The following is a 19719-nucleotide window of genomic DNA, read 5'->3' on the forward strand; positions in this document are numbered from 1 at the left end:
TTTAAACTAAAACTCATCTATATTGTCAATAATTAATTATCTGCAAAAAATAAAAAATATGAAAAAACTACTGATGCTGCTGGCCCTTGCCTGCGGACTAAATTTCGCAGCCAATGCACAACAAAAGGTTGAAAAAACGCCTGCTCAAAAAGCGGCCAACAAAACCGAACACCTGCAAAAAAACTTAAAACTTACCGCCGACCAGGCTAAAAAAGTGAACGTTATCCTGCTTGCCCAGGCAACAAGTATCGATAGCCTGAAAAAACTGAAACAGGATAAAAAAACCAGCCACCTGGCCGATCAAAAGATTAAACAACGCACTGCCACCGGCTTAAACAAGATTTTCACTCCCGAACAACAAAAAGCCTATGCAAAATTAAAAGCCGATAAAAAAGCTAAGAAAGACGCGGCTAAGGCTGATGAATAAAAGGAACCAGGACTTTCAGAATTAAGGGATTACCCTGATAGATTAAATTTAAGAGCGGGATGTTTTTCCGCTTTTTTGTTTTGTGTGCTTTTCTCCTTATCTTAAATAATCCTAATTTTAAGATCAATCGGGTGATCGTAACATGGCTTCTAATCTATTGGCAAAAAACAAACATACCATACTGTACGCGGTAGCACTCGCGCTGCTATTGTTTTTGCTGAAATGGCTTGAACTTAAACTGATCATTGTTGATAATGCCTATGAAATTTACATGGGTGCCATAGCAGTATTTTTTACCGTATTAGGAATTTGGCTGGCACTTAAACTTACCAAACCCAAAACAGTTGTTGTAGAAAAGCAGGTTTACATTAACAACGGCCCCGAATTTACCATCAATCAAACCGAACTTGATAAACTCGGGCTCAGTAAACGCGAGCTGGAAGTTTTGCAGCTAATGGCCGAAGGATTAAGTAACCAGGAAATTTCAGAGCGCTTATTTGTATCGTTGAATACCATCAAAACACATTCGGCAAAGGTGTTTGAAAAAATGGAGGTTAAACGCCGCACCCAGGCCGTGGAAATGGGGAAGCGGCTCAGCATTATTCCTTAACCCGCTTCATACTTTAGTACTAATGGCAGCATATTTTCCAAAATCACCCTAAAGTATGAGCCGGAAAAGTTTCTGACAAGCCAAATTTGCTCTATCAAAATATAAACGATATGAAAAAGAATGTATTTGTTTTTGGATCAATCTCCGGCCTCATCATCGCCGCTACCGGGGGAATTTCGGGAGCTCTTTGCTATAACAACCCCAACTTTCAGGGCAACATGTGGGTGGGCTATGGCTCCATGTTGCTGGCGTTTTCGCTGATATTTGTAGCCATCAAAAATTACCGTGACAAATACAACGAAGGCATAATTAGTTTCGGCAAAGCTTTTATGATCGGTCTTTACATTGTGTTGATCACCTCAACAGTTTATGTGATTGTGTGGTTAATAGAGTTCTATAACTTTTACCCCGATTTTATGACCAAATACGTCGCCCATGTTTTAAGGGAAGCCAAAGCCCATGGTGCTACGGCTGCCGAACTTAAGCAACAGGAAGCAAGCATGGCTGGTTATGTTAATATGTACAAAAGCCCCTTCGGCGTAATCGTGCTTACTTACATGGAGATACTGCCCGTTGGCCTGGTGATTGCGCTGATAGCAGCTTTGATCCTGAAACGCAAGGATGCCAGCCCGCAATTGGCTACAAGTTAAATAAGCACATCGGTGTAACTTTATTTCGTCCGCGAGTAGGTAAAATCCGGAGGCCTCCGAAGGTGAAATGACAATAGGTGTGGAGGGCTTGTCATCCTGAGTGTTTAAATCCGGAGGCCTCTGAAGATGAAATGACAAAAGAGGGCCTGTCAGTCTGAGCCTGTCGAAGACTCGCGCGCAGAGGCCTACCACCATGCTTCGACGGGCTCAGCATGACACCCGTTTTAAGTTGTCATGGGTAGCCTGTCGAAGGACGCGCGCAGAGGCCCACCCCGCTATGCTTCGACAGGCTCAGCATGACCCCATTTTTTAATTATGTCATTAAGCAGCCTGGCAATCGCACGGAGGCATAGCCGCCCTGTATAGTATGTGGTCGCCGCACTTGCGTAATGGCATAATTGTAAATCATTGATTACTAAGTGTGTTTTTCGACCTGTTTTATAGGCTTGGGCGTTGCCTGCGGCCCGGGCTTTCCGTTACAAGTCCTCGCTTTTCCTTCACACAATCCCAACCCGCGCTGTGGGCTTTTCACTGCAATCCCTAACGCTGCCCTCGCACAACATCCTTAAAATAAATTCCTTATGTCATAGCTATTTTTTCAGGTTGCCTTTATGCTTACTCACAATGCCATGCCGGATAAACTATTTATTCCTAAATTGGCCCAATGATATTTGATTTCAGGCTGAAGGTTTTTTATACGGTAGCACAGCGGTTAAGCTTTACCAAAGCTGCATCCGAACTGTTTATTACCCAGCCGGCGGTCACCAAACATATCAAGGAACTGGAGCAGCAGCTCAGTGTACAGCTGTTTAAGCGAAACGGCAATAATATTTCCCTTACCACCGCCGGCAAGATCCTTGAAAAATACGCCGAGAAAATTTTTCAAACCTACACCGACCTGGAAACTGAACTGGCCCAGCTTAATAACCTGGAGGCCGGTACGCTGCACATAGGGGCCAGTACCACCGTGGCGCAAACCATTTTGCCCAAGCTGCTGGCTATGTTCAAAAAAACATATCCCAAGGTTACTTTCAATTTTATCCAGGCCAATACCGATCAGATCTCGCAGCTGGTATTAGCCGAAAAAATAGATATTGCCATAGTAGAAGGGGCTGCCCATTCGCCGCAATTATCCTATACCGATTTTATTAAAGATGAAATTGTACTGGTGACCAGTGCTAACAATAAGTTATCCAAAAAAACCGAGATCACCCCTAAACAATTACCCGCCATTCCGCTGGTTTTAAGGGAAGCCGGATCGGGCACCCTGGATGTTATCTTCAATGCCCTGGCCGCCGTGCAGATCAACCCTAAAGACCTGAACATCGAGATTCAACTGGAGAGCAGTATCGCCATAAAACAATACCTTTTATACTCAGAAACAGCGACATTTCTCTCCATTCAATCGGTAGTAAGCGAGTTAAAGTACAACGAGCTCACCATTATTGATGTTAAAGGATTAGAGATTTTCCGCACTTTTCAGTTCATTCAATTGCATGGCAAACACAGTAAATTGATTGAGCTTTTCAAACGTTTTTGCCTTGCTAATTATAACTTAAAGTAATCGCATATTACTTTATATCATTTGATTGCCAGTTAGTTTAGCGGCAAATTTGGTTGCTGAATCAAAGGCGATCATACATGGAAAAAATTACTACCGATATCTGCATTATAGGCGCGGGACCTGTTGGTTTATTTGCTGTTTTTGAAGCCGGGCTGCTAAAAATGCGCTGCCACCTTATTGATGTGCTGCCACAGGTTGGCGGCCAGCTTTCCGAAATCTATCCGCATAAACCTATTTATGATATTCCCGGTTATCCTGATGTTACCGCACAGCAACTGGTGGATAATTTGATGCTGCAGATAGCCCCGTTTCACCCCACCGTTAGTTTGGGCGAGCGGGTAGAAAACCTGCAACGCAATGATGACGGTTCCTATAACATCATTACTAACGATGGTACGCTTGTTCATTGCCAGGTAGTAGTAATTGCCGGCGGCCTTGGCTGTTTTGAACCCCGCAAACCAGAAATTGACCGCCTTACGGATTTTGAGGGAAAAGGTGTAGCCTACATGGTGAAGAACCCCGAACATTTCCGGGATAAAAAAGTGGTGCTTGCAGGTGGCGGCGATTCCGCCCTGGACTGGGCCGTTTTTCTAAGCAACGTAGCCGAGCGGGTTACCCTGGTCCATCGGGGGGATACTTTTCGCGGAGCGCCCGATAGTGCCGAAAAAGTATTTGAGCTGGCCAGGGAAGGCAAAATCGACCTGATCCTTAAATCAAATGTAGTTGCCTTAACCGGCGATGATCGTTTGCAGGAGATCACCCTGCTTGACCGGGACCAGCAGGTAAGCCATATTGAAGCCGACCACCTCATTCCTTTATTCGGCCTTAGCCCCAAACTCGGCCCTATTGCCGACTGGGGGTTGAATATCGACAGATCAGCCATCGCAGTAAATACAGTTGATTACAGCACCAATATCGAACGCATTTATGCCATTGGTGATATCAATACCTACCCGGGTAAACTTAAGCTGATCTTATGCGGTTTTCATGAAAGTGCGTTAATGGCCCAAAGTGCTTTCAAATATGTTTACCCCGAGCAAAAACTGAGTTTTAAATACACCACCGTTTACGGTGTAAGCGCTTTTTAGCCATGATAAATTTAACCATAATTGACCGCGACGGAGGCAGCAAGGCCGTTGAAATTCCGGAAGGGATAAACCTGAGCCTGATGGAAGTACTAAAGGCATCTGAGTACGATATACTGGCCACCTGCGGCGGTATGGCGCTTTGTGCCACCTGTCACGTACAGGTGATAGAAGGGCCCGAGGAATATTTTACTGCTACGGATACCGAGCTCGATGTATTGGATACGCTACCCTACGCTCCACCCGCAAGTCGGTTGGCCTGCCAGATCAGGATCTCTGAAGATATGGATGGGATGGTATTTAAGCTGGTGGGAGAGGAGTAAAGTCGGAAGTCTTAAGTTTTAAGTCTTGACCTGGATCAGAAAAATTTGCGTGCTTATTCCCTAAAAATTTTATTATCTCATTTTATCAAGCCGTTTTAAAAACTTCCGAGTAAAACATAAAACGGCCCGGAGAAACCGGGCCGTTTACTATATCCTAACAGAGGATCAATTAATGACCTTGCTCATGTACTTCTTCTTCCCTGAACAGTTTCGCGCTAAAATAGTCGTTGTTCATGCGGGCAATGTTAGTCAATTTAATTTCCTTAGGGCACTCGGCTTCGCAGGCACCGGTGTTGGTACAGCTGCCAAAACCTTCTTCGTCCATCTGGGCAACCATTGATTGCACGCGACGGTAACGCTCCGGCTGGCCTTGTGGTAACAAACCCAACTGGGTGATCTTAGCCGATACGAACAACATAGCCGAGGCATTTTTACAAGCCGCAACGCAGGCACCGCAGCCAATACAGGTAGCCGAGTTGAAAGCTTCATCAGCAATAACTTTAGGGATTGGGATAGCGTTACCATCAGGTACACCACCGGTGTTTACCGAAACATAGCCACCAGCTTGCTGAATCCTGTCGAAGGCAGAGCGGTCAACCGCCAAATCTTTAACAATTGGGAACGCTTGAGCGCGCCATGGTTCGATAGTGATGGTTTCACCGTCGTGGAAGGTACGCATATGCAGCTGGCAGGTAGTGATACCGCGTTTTGGTCCGTGCGGGTGACCGTTGATATATAATGAACACATCCCGCAAATACCTTCGCGGCAGTCGTGATCAAAGTTAATTGGCTCATCGCCTTTGTGAATCAGGCTTTCGTTAACCACGTCGAGCATTTCAAGGAACGACATGTCAGGCGAAATATTTTCGGCTTTGTAGCTTACAAATTTACCCGCGGTTTGAGCATTTTTTTGACGCCATACTTTAAGCGTCAGGTTCATATTTCCGTTACTCATCTTTGTTTTAGATTTGAGTTATCGTTGTTTTGTTGATTGGGTGAGTGGTTAATTCGGTGAGTGGTTTTAACTTAATCAACCACCTAATCAACCATTCTCTAATTAAGCATAGTTTCTTTGAGACAGGTGAACTGCTTCAAATGTCAGTTGCTCTTTATGTAACTCTTCTGGTTGGTTTTCACCTTTGAATTCCCAGGCTGCAACAAACGCGAAGTTTTCGTCATCGCGAAGTGCTTCACCATCTGCAGTTTGCGATTCAACCCTGAAGTGGCCACCGCATGATTCTTTACGCATTAAAGCGTCGTCAATCATCAGCTCGCCAAGTTCAATGAAATCGGCCACGCGACCAGCTCTTTCTAACGAAGCGTTTACTTCTTCGTTTTCGCCGGTTACGATAGCATTTTTCCAGAAATCGGCTTTCAAAGCCTGGATCAGGCCTTTGGCTTTTTTCAGGCCCTCCTCGGTACGGGCCATACCGCAGTACTCCCACATAATGTGGCCAAGTTCGCGGTGGTATTCGTTAGTGGTTTTAGTGCCTTTTAACGACAATAGTTTGTTTACGTGGGCAATTACATCCTGCCTGGTTTTTTCAAACGCCGGGTGGTTGGTATCAACCTTTTTAGGACCAATCTTAGCCAGGTAATCGCCAAGGGTATAAGGGATCACGAAATATCCGTCTGATAAACCCTGCATCAATGCAGATGCACCCAAACGGTTTGCGCCGTGATCGGAGAAATTACATTCGCCTAAAGCATATAAACCAGGGATTGTAGTGCTCAGGTTATAATCAACCCAAAGGCCGCCCATGGTATAGTGAACCGCAGGGTAAATACGCATTGGTTGTTTATATGGGTTCTCGTCGGTGATCTGGATGTACATATCAAACAGGTTACCGTATTTGGCTTTAACAGTTTCTTCGCCTAAACGTTTAATAGCATCGGCAAAGTCAAGGAATACCGCGAAGCCAGAACCTCCTACACCCCTGCCTTCTTCAACCATTTCCTTGGCGTTACGTGATGCCACATCGCGCGGAACAAGGTTACCGAAAGCAGGATATTTACGTTCAAGGAAATAATCGCGGTCATCTTCTTTAACCTGGTCTGCTTTCAAAGTGCCTTTGCGCAGCTGCTCGGCAATTTCAACAGTTTTTGGAGCCCATACACGGCCGTCGTTACGCAATGACTCTGACATCAGCGTTAACTTAGACTGGTGATCGCCGGTTACAGGGATACAGGTTGGGTGAATTTGAGTATAGCAGGGGTTACCAAAGAAAGCACCACGTTTGTGTGCCCTCCAGGCTGCCGTTACGTTTGAACCTATAGCGTTTGTTGACAGGTAGAATACGTTGCTGTAACCACCGGTACATAATAATACCGCGTGACCTGCATGCGTATCAATAGCGCCTGTTAACATATTACGGGTAACAATACCTTTGGCATGGCCATCGATAGTTACCACGTCAAGCATTTCGTGGCGGGTGTACATTTTTACTTTACCGGCATGGATCTGGCGGTTAAGCGCAGAGTAAGCGCCTAATAATAATTGTTGTCCTGTTTGTCCCCTCGCGTAAAATGTACGCGATACCTGCGAACCACCGAATGAACGGTTATCCAGCAAGCCGCCGTATTCGCGGGCGAAAGGTACACCTTGTGCAACGCACTGGTCAATGATGTTTACCGAAACCTCGGCCAAACGGTGAACGTTGGCTTCGCGGGCACGGTAGTCACCACCTTTAATGGTATCGTAAAATAAACGGAAAACGCTGTCGCCGTCGTTTTGGTAGTTTTTAGCGGCATTGATACCACCCTGTGCAGCAATAGAGTGCGCACGGCGTGGGCTGTCCTGGAAACAAAACGCCTTAACGTTGTAACCCAGCTCGCCTAAAGTGGCAGCTGCCGAAGCGCCTGCCAAACCGGTACCTACAATGATGATATCGTATTTACGCTTGTTGGCGGGGTTAACCAGCTTCAGATCAAATTTATGCTTGCTCCATTTTTCGGCTAATGGGCCTTGAGGAATTTTAGCATCTAATGTCATCTCTTCTTTGTATTTATGTTTGTGGCTTTTGGCCAGCTAAACTTAGTGAGCTCCCTGGGTTGATAAATAGTAATAATAAACCGGCATGGCGGCAAAAAGCAGCGGAATGATAACTGCAAACAGCCATGTACCAATAAAGTAAACTACCGGCGTATATTTACGGTGTACCCAGCCCAGCGTACGGAACGCGCTCTGGAAACCATGTAACAAGTGAAATGCTACAGCGCCCATGGCTATTACGTAAAATATAACGTAGATAATGTTGCTGAAACTGTAAGCAACACGCGCGTGCAGGTCTTTTACCCTTACAACTTCAACATTGTTTTCGGTTGATACAGAGTGGCTGAACTCAGCATTTGCCGGTGTGTAATCGCTAACCTTTGTTTCGCCTGTTGCCAGATCGGTACGGTACTCTTTAAAGCCCATGGTTTTGTCGTTGTGGTAACGGAACCAGAAATCGCCCATATGGATAACGATGAACAGGAACAGGACTGAACCCAGCAGGCCCATGTTTTTTGATGACCATGAGGCATCAGATTTTGCCGCTACCGCATAACGTACAGGGCGAGCTTTACGGTTCTTGACAGTCAGGATCAAACCGTATAGTGCATGCACTAAAATAGAAAGGTACAACAGGTATGCTATAACTTCAATAGGCGGAAAATGCGTAAGGAAGTTGGCATACACGTTAAAACTGAAACCGTTATCGTTGTTAAACAACAACAGGTTGCCGCCTACGTGCACAATTAAAAAGGTACACAGAAACAAGCCTGTTAAAGCCATGATCAGCTTTTTGCCCAGCGACGAGTTTAAGGTTTGTTTGAATTCGCTCATTATGAATTGGATTTATTAGGCAAAAGTATTTATTAAATAACAAAACATAGAAGAGGTTTTGGCTTATTGGAGACCAAAAAGCTATTTAGAATCAATCTAAAATAATGTCCTGGTATTCAACAACCAAATACAATACTATGACAGGGAATTCGATGGATTTAGTGCATTTTGTAGATAAAAATCAGGCTATAGCCACAACCTTATCTTTCAAAACGGCAAAGATCCTGTCGTTTTGAAGGCTCCGGATAGCTACCCGCCCGGTAAATTTTCCGAAGGATGGTAAAATTCCCTGTTTATTGCCGAAGGCAAAGCAAGGCAATGTAATGCTTTGACGTGCCCGGCCGCTTAAGTTTACCCCAGGGTGGATATGCCCGCAAAAAACGTAACCCGCTTTTTCGTCCCGGTCATTGGCAATCGGATGGTGCATCATGAGGAAGGGGCCGATCAACAGTTCGTCGTGCAGTTCGATATTCAGGTTATGATAATGCTTATCTGCAATGATATCATGGTTGCCGCGGACCAGCATGATCTGTAACGCGGGGAACTGGCTGCGCCAAAGGATAAACCAATCCCAATCGTTATTCATATCGCTGTGGAACAGATCGCCCAAAAAAATTAACTTTTCCGGCTTGTGTTCATAAATAAGATCGGAAAGTACGGCCAGGTCACTTTGCTCCATATCCCGCGGTATTGCTATGCCGGCCTTACGGAAATGGCCCACTTTGCCCAAATGCACATCGGCAATTATCAGGGCGCTTTGCTGCTGCCAGTAAATAGCTTTTTGTGGTAATAATAAAAGATCCTGCCCCAGCAGGTTAAAAGGAGTAGCCGCACTTATCATTAAGGCAAAGTTAATAAATGCCCTCCTAAAGGGAAGTAATAATTTTTTTCAGTCAGGGTGTAACCTGTTTAAAAAACATGTGGTCATAGCTTACAAATACACCGCAATGGCGTATTTACAGAGAGAAAAAACAATATTAACTTAATTAAAAAAACAAATATTATGGGCGCAGGTGAATTGGGCGTATTAGCAGGAATTATAATACCCCTCAGCTTATTCGCAATGATCTTCGGGATCGTTTACTTAAACAAACGGGAGAAATTAGCTATGATTGAACGAAACATGGATCCGAGGAGTTATAAACCGCAATCGGCTCCTTACCAAAATTTAAAATGGGGCTTACTGCTTATTGGTTCGGGTATCGGGCTATTTTTGGCCTACGTTTTAAACCGTGGCATATTCAATAGTTTTGACGATGATGTTTTCTTTTTATACGTAGCATTGATCGCTATTTTTGGAGGGGCCGGCTTGTTTTTATCATACCGCATCGAGAAAAGAGAAGTGCTGGATAAAGAAGAATTGTACAAAGAGAAATAAAAAATCGCCCCCCCGGGGCAGGTTGGAGAGCCCAGACTTACGAAGTTTTAAAAACTTCGTAAGTCTTTATGTTTAATGGCCTTACGATGTGCGATATAAATACCTTACCCTATCCCGTACCGCTCTTTAAATAAATTTAAATGATGGCGCTCATGCCCGGCCAGCATAAATACAAATGCGGCAACGGTAAACAAATGGTTGCTGGCAATACCGTTACGATTTAGCTGCTCATTGCTGAATGCTTTAATCATATAAAGGTTTGCCTGGCGCAATGCACGGAACTCTTCGGCAAGGTCTTTTATATTTTGACGGTTGAAATCGGTATTGTTAACATAAATATCCTGGTCAAAACCCGGCAGTTCGATATGATTGCGCGAAAACACGAGGGCACGATAGGCAAAGGTACGTTCGGTGTCTATCATATGGCCCAATGCCTGCTTAACTGTCCATTTGCCGGGTGCATAAGCATATAGTCCCTGCTCATCGGTTAAATTACTGAATAGCTGGTAACTGTTATCCATTTGCTGTTCAAGCATGTTAATTACATCATTGTCGCCAACAAGGCCCACATATCCCGCTGCAAATGGCGAATAATCACCTGGTTTTGGTTTTGTTATCATTGCGCGTGTTTTTTAGTACTATCCTGAAGGTTGTTCCTTTACCTATTTCCGAATCTTTCACAAAGATCTGCCCGTTATGGTAATTCTCTATTATGCGTTTGGTGAGCGACAAGCCTAATCCCCAGCCGCGTTTACGGGTGGTATACCCAGGTTGGAAAACGGTATCAAATTTAGAACGGGAGATGCCTTTGCCGGTATCTGTAACATCAATAAAAATCTGGTTTTTAACTTTATTGCCACTAATCTCAACCTTAATGCTTCCCTTACCCTCAATGGCATTAACAGCATTCTTCAGCAAATTTTCCAATACCCAGTCAAATAGTGGAATATTGAGCCCGGCCTTGAGGTGCGGATTACCCGTCATTTCAAAGCTGATGTTTTTACTAACACGTACCTTGAAATAATCAACAAAATCTTTCACTACGGCATAAACTCCGTGCTCGTCCAATACCGGTTTGGAGCCAATCTTTGAAAAGCGATCGGCCACAATTTCAAGGCGCTTTACGTCATTCTCCATTTCGGCCACCAGCACATCGTCTTCGGCATTAAATTTCTCTTTCATCAGCTCAATCCATGCAATAAGCGATGATATAGGCGTACCCAACTGATGAGCAGTTTCTTTGGCTAAACCAACCCAAACCTGGTCCTGCTCTGATTTACGCGATGAACTGAAGGCTGTATACGCCATCAATAAAAATATAGCAATTACCGTGAGCTGTACATAAGGGAATAAGCGCAGCTGTGTAAGCAACGCCGAATCTTTATAGTAAACAAGGTTTTCTTCTCCCAAAACCTGGAGTTTAATAGGAGGATGCTGACCCTTCATATAGGCGAGCTCTTCTTTAAAGTAAGCCGGATCGTATTTTTTCCTCTTGTTGTTTTCGGCTTCCAGCTTGATAAAAGTCTTTGTGGTGTCTAAGCCTCGCTGTAAAACTATTTCGCCTTTTCCATCTGTTACAATGGCGGGTACGGTAAGGCTATCGCGCACGGCTATTACATAGTTTAAAAAGTCATTATCATCTGAGGCAAGGATCTGGCGCATACTTATGGCCCAAACCTGGGCCCGGGTACGTTCCGAACGTTCAATGTTTTTTACCAGGTAACGGGTATAAAGCAATGAGCCAATTGCAATTACCACGGCAAATGCAAGAAGTAAATATTTCCAACGTTTTTTCTGTTGATATGGGTTCATGCTGGGCACAGCCCAAATAACGTAAAATTGCTTTGTAAAATATAATTTTTGTTGGAGGTAGTCCGGAAGTCCGCTGTCCGAAAGTCCGTAAGTTGAAAAGTGAGGATTTGCATATGGTTAAACTTTCAAATTGTAGGTTTTTCAGCCTGTACCATCCTTCCGACTTTCGGACAGCGGACTTCCGGACTTTCCGACTTAAAGCATATCTTTGCCCCCATCATGACCGATAAAAAAGTAAGAGTCCGTTTTGCGCCAAGCCCTACCGGTGGTTTACACCTTGGCGGTGTGCGCACCGTGTTGTTTAACTATTTATACGCCAAAAAACATGGCGGTGATTTTGTTTTGCGAATTGAGGATACCGACCAAACCCGCTATGTGGAAGGTGCCGAAGAATATATTTTAGATTGCCTTAAATGGTGCGGCCTTCAGCCCGACGAAAGCCCGGTTGCCGGCGGCCCTTACGCGCCATATCGCCAAAGCGAGCGTAAACCACTTTACCGCGAATATGCCGAACGCCTGGTTATGGAAGGGCATGCTTATTATGCCTTTGATACCGCCGAAGAGCTGGACAAAAACCGGAAGGAGATCCCCAATTTTCAGTACGGCCTGGCCTATCGCCATACCCTAAGAAACTCGCTTTCATTGCCTCAGCACGAGGTTGATGCCTTGCTTGATGCAGGTACGCCGCATGTCATCCGCATTAAAATGCCGGAGGGTGAAACAGTGAGTTTCAATGATATGATTCGCGGATATGTGAGCTTTGAAACCGGCCTGGTTGATGATAAAGTGTTATTAAAAGCCGATGGCATGCCTACTTATCACCTGGCCGTTGTGGTTGACGATTATCTGATGAAGATCACGCATGCTTTTCGTGGCGAAGAATGGCTGCCGTCGGCCCCGGTACATTTGCTGCTTTGGGAATATCTGGGCTGGAAGGCCGATATGCCACAATGGGCGCATTTACCGTTAATCCTGAAACCGGATGGTCACGGTAAACTGAGCAAACGTGATGGAGCCCGACTGGGTTTCCCGGTGTATGCCATGAACTGGTTTGATGCAAAAACAGGCGGGTTGACGCCGGGTTTCCGTGAATTAGGTTTTTTACCGGAAGCTTTCCTGAACCTGCTGGCAACTTTGGGCTGGAACGACGGTACCGAGCAGGAGATTTTTACGCTTGACGAATTGATAGAAAAATTCTCGATAGAGCGCGTTAACAAATCGGGCGCCAAGTTTGATTTTGAGAAAGCCAAATGGTTCAACGCCGAGTGGATTAAGAGGTCTGAAGTCGAAAGTCTGAAGTCAGATGTTATAAAAGTATTTGCTGATAAGGGTGTTAACGTTAATGATGATGAGTATTTGGCCAAGGTTATCGGTTTAATTAAAGACCGTTGCGTACTAATGCCTGATTTTTACCAGCAGGCGGGTTTCTTTTTTGAGCAGCCCAGGGAGTATGACCTTAACGCGGTAAAACCTAAATGGACTGATGCCAAAACAGCGTTTTATCATGCGTTTATCGCCTTGCTAAATAACGAAGCAGTTATTGAAGCGCATGACCTGGAAGCTAAATTCAAAGCCCTTGCCGAAGAAAAAGGTTTAAAAGTTGGCGATGTAATGCTGCCTTTCCGCATTATGCTGGTTGGCGGCAAGTTTGGTCCACATGTGTTTGATATTGTCGCCCTGCTTGGTAAAGAAGAAACCATCAGCAGGATTGAAAAGGCGCTTGTGGAGTTTGCTGCCCCCCCCGCCCCCTAAAGGGGGTGCTTACTTACGCCGGCTCTTTCGAGGCATCAACGATTTCTATTTTTGCTGTAAGGCACGAAACAATCCCCTATTGGCAGGTCCGCCCTGTATCGTTTGGGATTGCTTCGTGCCTCGCAATGACGTTTTTTATTACACCGCCAACTTCACCAGTTTCTCCCCTTCCAAAACAGGAATGGCAGTTGTCAAATCAACCTGTAAACAAAACTCGATATCTTTTTCGATGCCTAATTTTTTAAGGCGTTCGCCGTGTGATGTTTTTTTGAGATATCCGTTGATATCGCTTTTACCAACCTGGAAGAGATCGTTAGCGGCTAAGGCGGCATCGTCCAGTACAAATCCTTTATCTTTTAACTGCTCAATTACGGCACCGGCAAACAGGGTATCCTCCAAATTGAAATTGTTTTTCCAGCCGGCACACACCAGCAGCACATTTTCGTTTTGGGTATTAATCCAGTTGCTTAAAGCGGAAAGGTTCAGGAACGAACCAATAACAATTCTTTTTGCGCTGCGCGATAAATGCAGTGCATGTGTGCCGTTGGTAGTGGTTAACACTATTGTTTTACCGGCTACCTTTTCTTTAGTATATGAAAATGGCGAGTTGCCAAAATCAAAACCATCAACTACCGATCCGTCGCGCTCGGCGGCAAGAAGGTAATCCAGCCCTTTCTCTCTATACGCGGCACACTCCTCAACTTGTGATACCGGTATAATAGCCTCAGCACCGTTTTCAATACCATAACATATAGATGATGTTGCCCTGAAAATATCAATAACCACTACAATATAATCCTCCACATTAAACAGTGGCAGTAATGCAGGGGTTAGGCAAACGTGTGCCCCCCGGCCCCCTGAAGGGGGAGTTTGAGTAGTTGTATTTTCAGACATTTGTGTTTAATTAATTTAGAAAACTTTGAAGGTAGTTCCCCCTTTAGGGGGTTAGGGGGCTTTATAAAACGGAGGTTTTACAATCTGCGCTTTAATTTTATTATCCCTGATGCTGATGTAGATCTCGGTGCCCTCTTTGGCGAAAGCAGTATCTACATAGCCCATACCAATAGCTTTTTGTAGCGATGGCGATTGTGTGCCTGAAGTTACTTTACCTATGGTATTGCCATCGGCATCAACAATTAAATAATCATGGCGGGGAATACCGCGGTCTATCATTTCAAAACCTACCAGTTTGCGGTTTACACCAGCTTGTTTTTGTGCCTGTAATGCTTCAGCATTAGTGAATTCTTTATTGAATTTTGTTACCCAGCCTAACCCGGCTTCAAGCGGTGAGGTGTTATCATCAATGTCGTTACCATATAGGCAGAAACCCATTTCCAAACGTAAGGTATCACGTGCGCCTAAACCAATTGGCTTAATACCAAAAGGCTCGCCGGCTTTGAAAATTGCATCCCAGATCTGCTCCGCATATTGATTTTCAAAATAGATCTCGAAGCCGCCTGCACCGGTATAGCCTGTAGCTGATATCAATACATTGTCAACACCGGCAAAAGTTCCTTTTTTAAAGGTGTAGTATTCCATCGATACCAAATCTACCTCGGTAAGGCTTTGTAAAGCTTCGGCAGCTTTGGGACCCTGGATAGCCAGCAATGAAGTCCGGTCGGATATGTTTTTCATATCTACACCCTTGGTATTGTATTTGGAGATCCAGTCCCAGTCTTTTTCAATATTTGAAGCGTTAACCACCAGCATATAGGTTTTTTCGTCGATCCGGTAAACCAGCAGGTCGTCAACAATACCGCCGTTTTCATTCGGCAGGCATGAGTACTGCACTTTGCCATCGTATAGTTTTGAGGCATCGTTACTGGTTACCCGCTGAATCAGATCAAGCGCGTTCTCTCCTTTTAAAATGAATTCGCCCATGTGGCTTACATCAAAAACACCAACGGCTTTACGCACGGTTTCGTGCTCGGCGTTAATGCCTGTGTATTGAACGGGCATGTTGTAACCGGCAAATGGAACCATTTTGGCACCGGCTTTTACGTGGATATCGGTTAATGCGGTATTCTTCATCGTCAACTTAAATATTGGCCGCAAAGGTAACTATTATGAAGCGTAATCGGTACTGTTGATTGGCTTTGATTTTGTTGATTGCTTTATGATCTTCTTATGGCCGCTGCGAGTTTAAGTAAGTTGCCCCCTCTGGGGGATTTGTATATTTTATTAAACAACATTAATTGAAATATACTTAAAAGCAAGTGCAACAGAGGTGCAAAAGGTTTGTAGCATGAAAGTTATAAAAATATCCTTTGCCCCAGCGGGGCAAAACAACACACCTTGCTGATTAAACGACAAAAAAGTTTTGTAGGGTAACTCAGACTGCGAGAGATCCTGATGGGACATTAAACAAAAAAGCCGGTTAACGTTGCATTAACCGGCTTGAGCTATAAGTTAGCTACTTTATACTTTTTTAAGCGTTTCCATCAACACCGGAATTTTTGGCACTTTTGGGTACGACTGGAATAATTTACCATACTTATCATAAATGGCTATGTATGGGGTGGTTTGTACGCTGTAAAACTTTTGCACAACGTAGGTATAACCTTCGGTACCAATGGTGATGTTATGGTATTTGGCCAGGTCAAAATCGCGCTGGAAAGTTTGGATCCCTTTAAGCATAGGCATGAAAGTGATCATCACTATCTGCACATTTTTTAATTTGGGCAGCTCGGGTTTCAGATCATACATCAGGTGCTGGCAATGGCTGCAATCGGGCGAAAAATAGATCACCATTACCGGTTTGTTTTTTTTCAGGTTGGCAGGAGTAACGTAAACACTGTCTGTAGTGAGGATGTGATATGGCGGTAAGCCCGAGTTAGCAGGTGGCGTTTGTGCCTGGCTGCACCCGGCGGCAATAATCAGACAAAGCAGTAAATACAGTTTCTTCATTATTTTAATTAGCATTTAATAAGCATAGTTACAACATTTTTAGCTTTCAAGCAATTCAATTTGCCAGGCGACATGCTCCTCGGTTACCGGGAATAACGCATTTTCGCGCACGGTATGATATACGGCATCAAATATGCCGTTATAATTACCTTTGGGTGACTTTATCCATTCCACGGTCTTCTGCCCATCGGCCCCCATAAGCACCAGTTTACCGTCGCTGCCTTCGGGTTCGATGCCAAAACCTTCGTCGGTAGGCATCATGTCGGCATCAAGCTGTGCTTCCTGTACATCGGTACGCATTTTTACAAAGCTGCCTAATGTGCCATGTACCACAAAGCCATAAGTATGCTCGGCAATGAGCAACCCCGAGGTTAGGTATACATTAAGCTGATTAGGATATTTAAGGTGGATATTGAAATAATCGTCAACCTGCGAGTTTGGCCTGAATGCAGCGGTAGTTTTTTCGTAGCTCAACGGCCTTCCAAAGATACTGATGGCGTTATCAACCAAATGGGCTCCCAGATCATAGGTAAGGCCACCGCCCGGAACGCCCGCCGTTTCCTTGAATTGTTTTGCACCGATGGCCATGCGGTACCTGTCCAGCCTGAAATGAACCTCGATCAACTCACCTAACCTGCCGCTTTCAATCACCTCCTTTACCGAAAGGAAACCGCTGTCATAACGGCGGTTTTGATAGATCATCACTTTCAAATCAAGCTTTTTACCCAGATCATACAGCGCTTTCACCTCGCTTGAAGTTACGGCTGCGGGCTTCTCAATCAATACATGTTTACCCGCATTTAGAGCTTGTACAGCATAATCAAAGTGGGTGTTGTTAGGGGTATTAACGATGATGAGCTCTATTTCCTCGTCATTCAGCAGCTGGTCGATGCTATCATGGCTGATCACATCCGGGTATTTTTTGCCGGCTTTTTTTTCATGGCGCTCAACCACGGCCTTAAAAGTAAAGCCCGGATTGGTAGTTAAAAACGGGGCATGAAAAATCCTGCCCGACATTCCATAGGCCATGAGGCCGGTTACTATTGGTTTCGACATATTAAAGTAGATTTTGCTGTGTTAAAAGTATCGTTTTAGCTACACCTGTACAAGGGAATTAAACAGAAAAAGGGAGATTGTTACATCTCCCTTTTTCTGTCTTGAATTAATCAATAGCTGATTACTTCATGCCTTTTTGAATAGCTTCAATTTCGGCTAAATGGTGCTGGATAACAGGTAATGTTTTAGCTGCAAATGCTTTAAGGTCGGCATCTTTGCAATTTTTTGAAGCATCTTCAAACAGTGATTCAACTTTTTTATGGCCTTTAACCATAGCATCAACATAGTCCTTGTCAAAATCAGCACCAGATTTGGCTGCCAGGTCGGCTTTCATTTTCTGATGCTCATCATCAGGTGCCGATGGCAGGGTAATGTTTTTGGTTTTGGCTATGGCCATTAGTTCGTCGTTTGCTTTACTGTGGTCAGTAACCATCATTTTAGCAAAATCTTTTACTTTGGCATTGGTTGCCTTTTCGCTGGCCAACTGGCCAACAGCAACTTCGGCTAAGCCGGCATTGGCCGCTTCGGTTGCAAATTTTGCATCATCGGCGGTAACGGCAATGCCTGTAGCACCGGTAGTAGTTGTGTCTTTTACTTTGTTGGCACTGTCGGCAGTGTCAGTTGTTGCAGCTGCTGTGCTATCGCCGCTACCGCTTTTTGCTCCGCCTTTACAGGCCTGGAATGATAATGCCGCCAGGGCCATCATTGCAATTAAACTTAACTTTTTCATAGTAGTGTTTATGTATTTGTTTTTACAGTTAACATTTTTTAGTTAATTAAGTTTGATTTTCTTATTTGTAAAATAAGAAACACAGGTAATTGGAGTGCCATTTACTAATATTTAGTTTTTAATAAATATTTAACATTTGTTTAAAAGCACTTTTATAAGTTGTGGTTTATAATAACGCGACTAAATTATACCTGATATGTTAATAGGATCATTGTTTTTGGGCAAAGTGCATGAGGTTAACGGGCAGTGGATAGAGACCAAATTTGTGGTTATTGGCATTCCGCTGTTCCCAACCAGCTCCATGCTGGTAACCCGATCGGCCTGGCGAAGCCGTAACGGGTTTAATATTCCGCTCAACCATCAAAGCATCATTGCAGGCTACGCCCGCATGTTTTCGGTGATCATAGCCTTTATTGCTTTCATCTTCTTTTTTAGCGAAAGGGATTCAACCGCTTTGTTAATCGGGACCATTGGCCTGGCCCTGTGGTTATATTTTTATTTTGTATTTGGCAGCGCCGATACGGCAGAAGCGGAGGAACGAAAAAAAATGGGCGACCTCACCGGTCTGTACATCAAACCGGAGTGGCTTAGCTATGATGATGCCTACCGGATCTATGATCGCCTCGAAAAAAAATACCGGGCAGAGTTTGACGGGGCCGACTGGCTCAACGATCTGCAGCAAAATGAAATAGCGCCGGCCAAGCTGCCGCTGCTGTATGCGCTTTCGCGGTTTAACTATTCGTTAGGGGCTACCGAATGCAACAAAAAGCTATTTGAAAAGGCGGATAGCTTATACTTGTAATACAGGTTTTTGCGTTTATTTGCTTAAACCTCATTGACCATGAAAAACCTGATCATCGTGTTGTTAATTATAACGGCAGGCACAGCATCTGCTCAACAAAAGTTTAACCCTGTTTTAAAGAGACAGCTTGACAGCGTATTGGCACTTGATCAGAAATATCGCGAGATCTTAACTTATCTGATGGATCCGAGCAAAAAGGATTCGGTGTTGAAAACATTACCGGTTAAACCGGAAGAAGCTACAGGCTATTACTGGAAGCTTCAGAGCCAGGCCGATTCGACCAATTTGATTTTTATCGAGAATGTATTTGCGAAATACGGCTATCCCGGCAAATCGCTTGTTGGAGAACCAACCAATGAGGCAGCTTGGTACGTAATCCAGCACTCACCTAAAATAAATCAATACATGCCCCTCATGAAAACCGCTGCCGAAAACAAAGAACTGCCTTTCAGGTTGTACGCCATGATGCTCGACAGGCAGCTGATGTATGAAGGTAAAGAGCAAATCTACGGTTCGCAGGCTACGTCAAAGCCATTACGTAACGGCCAAAAAATTGGTTATTATGTTTGGCCGATAAAAGACGCGGCAGGTGTAAATGAACGCCGTAAGCAAGCCGGTTTTGATCAAACTGTTGAACAGAACGCTAAAAGGTTGGGCTTTGATTACAAGGTTGTGAAAATTGAGGATGTGAAGTGGTAGCCATGATTTAATAAATGGAATTGCTCAATTAAATCCCAATTTGCGTTAGGGATTGAAGCGGATACCGGCCCACGAGCATAATGCCTGCAGGCGTATGA

21 protein-coding genes are annotated in these 19719 nt (G+C 44.4%); 10 read left to right on the top strand and 11 right to left on the bottom strand.

Translation table 11 applies throughout. From position 1 onward, the window contains the following. Positions 1 to 58: 58 nt before the first annotated feature. From FHW88_RS10935 to FHW88_RS10960, 6 genes are all read left to right on the top strand, one after another. Positions 59 to 427, top strand: coding sequence for a hypothetical protein (locus FHW88_RS10935; protein ID WP_176625378.1), 369 nt, complete (start codon positions 59 to 61; stop codon positions 425 to 427). A 142-nt stretch (positions 428 to 569) separates the two neighbouring features. Next, positions 570 to 1037 (top strand): response regulator transcription factor, encoded by a 468-nt coding sequence (locus tag FHW88_RS10940; RefSeq protein WP_176625380.1) that lies wholly within the window; start codon positions 570 to 572, stop codon positions 1035 to 1037. 110 nt (positions 1038 to 1147) lie between these two features. Next, complete coding sequence (locus tag FHW88_RS10945) at positions 1148 to 1687, top strand: DUF4199 domain-containing protein (protein ID WP_176625382.1); 540 nt, start codon at positions 1148 to 1150, stop codon at positions 1685 to 1687. 664 nt (positions 1688 to 2351) lie between these two features. Next, the gene (locus FHW88_RS10950) at positions 2352 to 3251 is read left to right on the top strand and encodes a LysR substrate-binding domain-containing protein (RefSeq protein WP_218117180.1); all 900 of its coding nucleotides are present in this window, start codon (positions 2352 to 2354) and stop codon (positions 3249 to 3251) included. Between the two features lie 77 nt (positions 3252 to 3328). Further along, a complete protein-coding gene (locus FHW88_RS10955; protein WP_176625384.1) occupies positions 3329 to 4339 on the top strand; it encodes an NAD(P)/FAD-dependent oxidoreductase in 1011 nt (336 codons plus the stop codon). Between the two features lie 2 nt (positions 4340 to 4341). Beyond that, on the top strand, positions 4342 to 4659 hold the full coding sequence (locus FHW88_RS10960; RefSeq protein WP_090530603.1) for a 2Fe-2S iron-sulfur cluster-binding protein: 318 nt from the start codon (positions 4342 to 4344) through the stop codon (positions 4657 to 4659). A 169-nt stretch (positions 4660 to 4828) separates the two neighbouring features. Here the strand turns inward: FHW88_RS10960 and FHW88_RS10965 are convergent, their stop codons facing one another. The 4 genes from FHW88_RS10965 to pdeM all read right to left on the bottom strand — a co-directional run bounded on the left by FHW88_RS10965 (position 4829) and on the right by pdeM (position 9326). Next, entirely contained in the window at positions 4829 to 5614 is a 786-nt protein-coding gene (locus tag FHW88_RS10965) for a succinate dehydrogenase/fumarate reductase iron-sulfur subunit (protein ID WP_176625386.1), read from the bottom strand. 102 nt (positions 5615 to 5716) lie between these two features. Then, complete coding sequence (locus FHW88_RS10970; protein ID WP_176625388.1) at positions 5717 to 7651, bottom strand: fumarate reductase/succinate dehydrogenase flavoprotein subunit; 1935 nt, start codon at positions 7649 to 7651, stop codon at positions 5717 to 5719. 42 nt (positions 7652 to 7693) lie between these two features. Then, positions 7694 to 8485 carry a succinate dehydrogenase cytochrome b subunit gene (locus tag FHW88_RS10975; RefSeq protein ID WP_090530615.1) on the bottom strand — a complete coding sequence of 264 codons (792 nt, stop codon included), beginning with the start codon at positions 8483 to 8485 and terminating at the stop codon, positions 7694 to 7696. 181 nt (positions 8486 to 8666) lie between these two features. Then, positions 8667 to 9326 (bottom strand): ligase-associated DNA damage response endonuclease PdeM, encoded by a 660-nt coding sequence (gene pdeM / locus FHW88_RS10980; RefSeq protein ID WP_176625390.1) that lies wholly within the window; start codon positions 9324 to 9326, stop codon positions 8667 to 8669. 162 nt (positions 9327 to 9488) lie between these two features. Here pdeM and FHW88_RS10985 point away from each other — a divergent pair, with 162 nt between their 5' ends. Then, positions 9489 to 9863 carry a DUF6249 domain-containing protein gene (locus FHW88_RS10985; protein WP_090530618.1) on the top strand — a complete coding sequence of 125 codons (375 nt, stop codon included), beginning with the start codon at positions 9489 to 9491 and terminating at the stop codon, positions 9861 to 9863. A gap of 104 nt (positions 9864 to 9967) precedes the next feature. Here the strand turns inward: FHW88_RS10985 and FHW88_RS10990 are convergent, their stop codons facing one another. Continuing rightward, positions 9968 to 10483: a DinB family protein gene (locus FHW88_RS10990; RefSeq protein WP_218117181.1), complete on the bottom strand. Its 516-nt coding sequence runs from the start codon at positions 10481 to 10483 to the stop codon at positions 9968 to 9970. Next, positions 10458 to 11675, bottom strand: coding sequence for a sensor histidine kinase (locus tag FHW88_RS10995; RefSeq protein WP_176625392.1), 1218 nt, complete (start codon positions 11673 to 11675; stop codon positions 10458 to 10460). The genes FHW88_RS10990 and FHW88_RS10995 overlap by 26 nt, the downstream gene beginning before the upstream one ends. A gap of 219 nt (positions 11676 to 11894) precedes the next feature. Between FHW88_RS10995 and gltX the strand changes: the two genes are divergently transcribed. Beyond that, on the top strand, positions 11895 to 13427 hold the full coding sequence (gene gltX, locus FHW88_RS11000; protein WP_176625394.1) for a glutamate--tRNA ligase: 1533 nt from the start codon (positions 11895 to 11897) through the stop codon (positions 13425 to 13427). A gap of 138 nt (positions 13428 to 13565) precedes the next feature. Here the strand turns inward: gltX and FHW88_RS11005 are convergent, their stop codons facing one another. The 5 genes from FHW88_RS11005 to FHW88_RS11025 form a co-directional block, all read right to left on the bottom strand. Next, positions 13566 to 14321, bottom strand: coding sequence for a 2-phosphosulfolactate phosphatase (locus tag FHW88_RS11005; protein WP_176625396.1), 756 nt, complete (start codon positions 14319 to 14321; stop codon positions 13566 to 13568). Positions 14322 to 14372: 51 nt separating this feature from the next. Continuing rightward, positions 14373 to 15458, bottom strand: coding sequence for a glycine cleavage system aminomethyltransferase GcvT (gene gcvT / locus FHW88_RS11010; RefSeq protein WP_176625398.1), 1086 nt, complete (start codon positions 15456 to 15458; stop codon positions 14373 to 14375). Between the two features lie 387 nt (positions 15459 to 15845). After that, complete coding sequence (locus tag FHW88_RS11015) at positions 15846 to 16334, bottom strand: TlpA family protein disulfide reductase (RefSeq protein ID WP_176625400.1); 489 nt, start codon at positions 16332 to 16334, stop codon at positions 15846 to 15848. 39 nt (positions 16335 to 16373) lie between these two features. Next, positions 16374 to 17390, bottom strand: coding sequence for a Gfo/Idh/MocA family oxidoreductase (locus FHW88_RS11020; RefSeq protein WP_176625402.1), 1017 nt, complete (start codon positions 17388 to 17390; stop codon positions 16374 to 16376). A 121-nt stretch (positions 17391 to 17511) separates the two neighbouring features. Beyond that, the gene (locus FHW88_RS11025; protein WP_176625404.1) at positions 17512 to 18120 is read right to left on the bottom strand and encodes a DUF4142 domain-containing protein; all 609 of its coding nucleotides are present in this window, start codon (positions 18118 to 18120) and stop codon (positions 17512 to 17514) included. 196 nt (positions 18121 to 18316) lie between these two features. On the opposite strand from FHW88_RS11025, the gene FHW88_RS11030 reads away from it, so the two are divergent. Then, entirely contained in the window at positions 18317 to 18922 is a 606-nt protein-coding gene (locus FHW88_RS11030; protein ID WP_176625406.1) for a hypothetical protein, read from the top strand. Between the two features lie 39 nt (positions 18923 to 18961). Next, positions 18962 to 19621 (top strand): DUF6624 domain-containing protein, encoded by a 660-nt coding sequence (locus FHW88_RS11035; protein WP_090530642.1) that lies wholly within the window; start codon positions 18962 to 18964, stop codon positions 19619 to 19621. Positions 19622 to 19719 lie beyond the last annotated feature (98 nt).

This window comes from Mucilaginibacter sp. SG538B (assembly GCF_013376065.1).
Lineage (GTDB): Bacteria > Bacteroidota > Bacteroidia > Sphingobacteriales > Sphingobacteriaceae > Mucilaginibacter > Mucilaginibacter rubeus.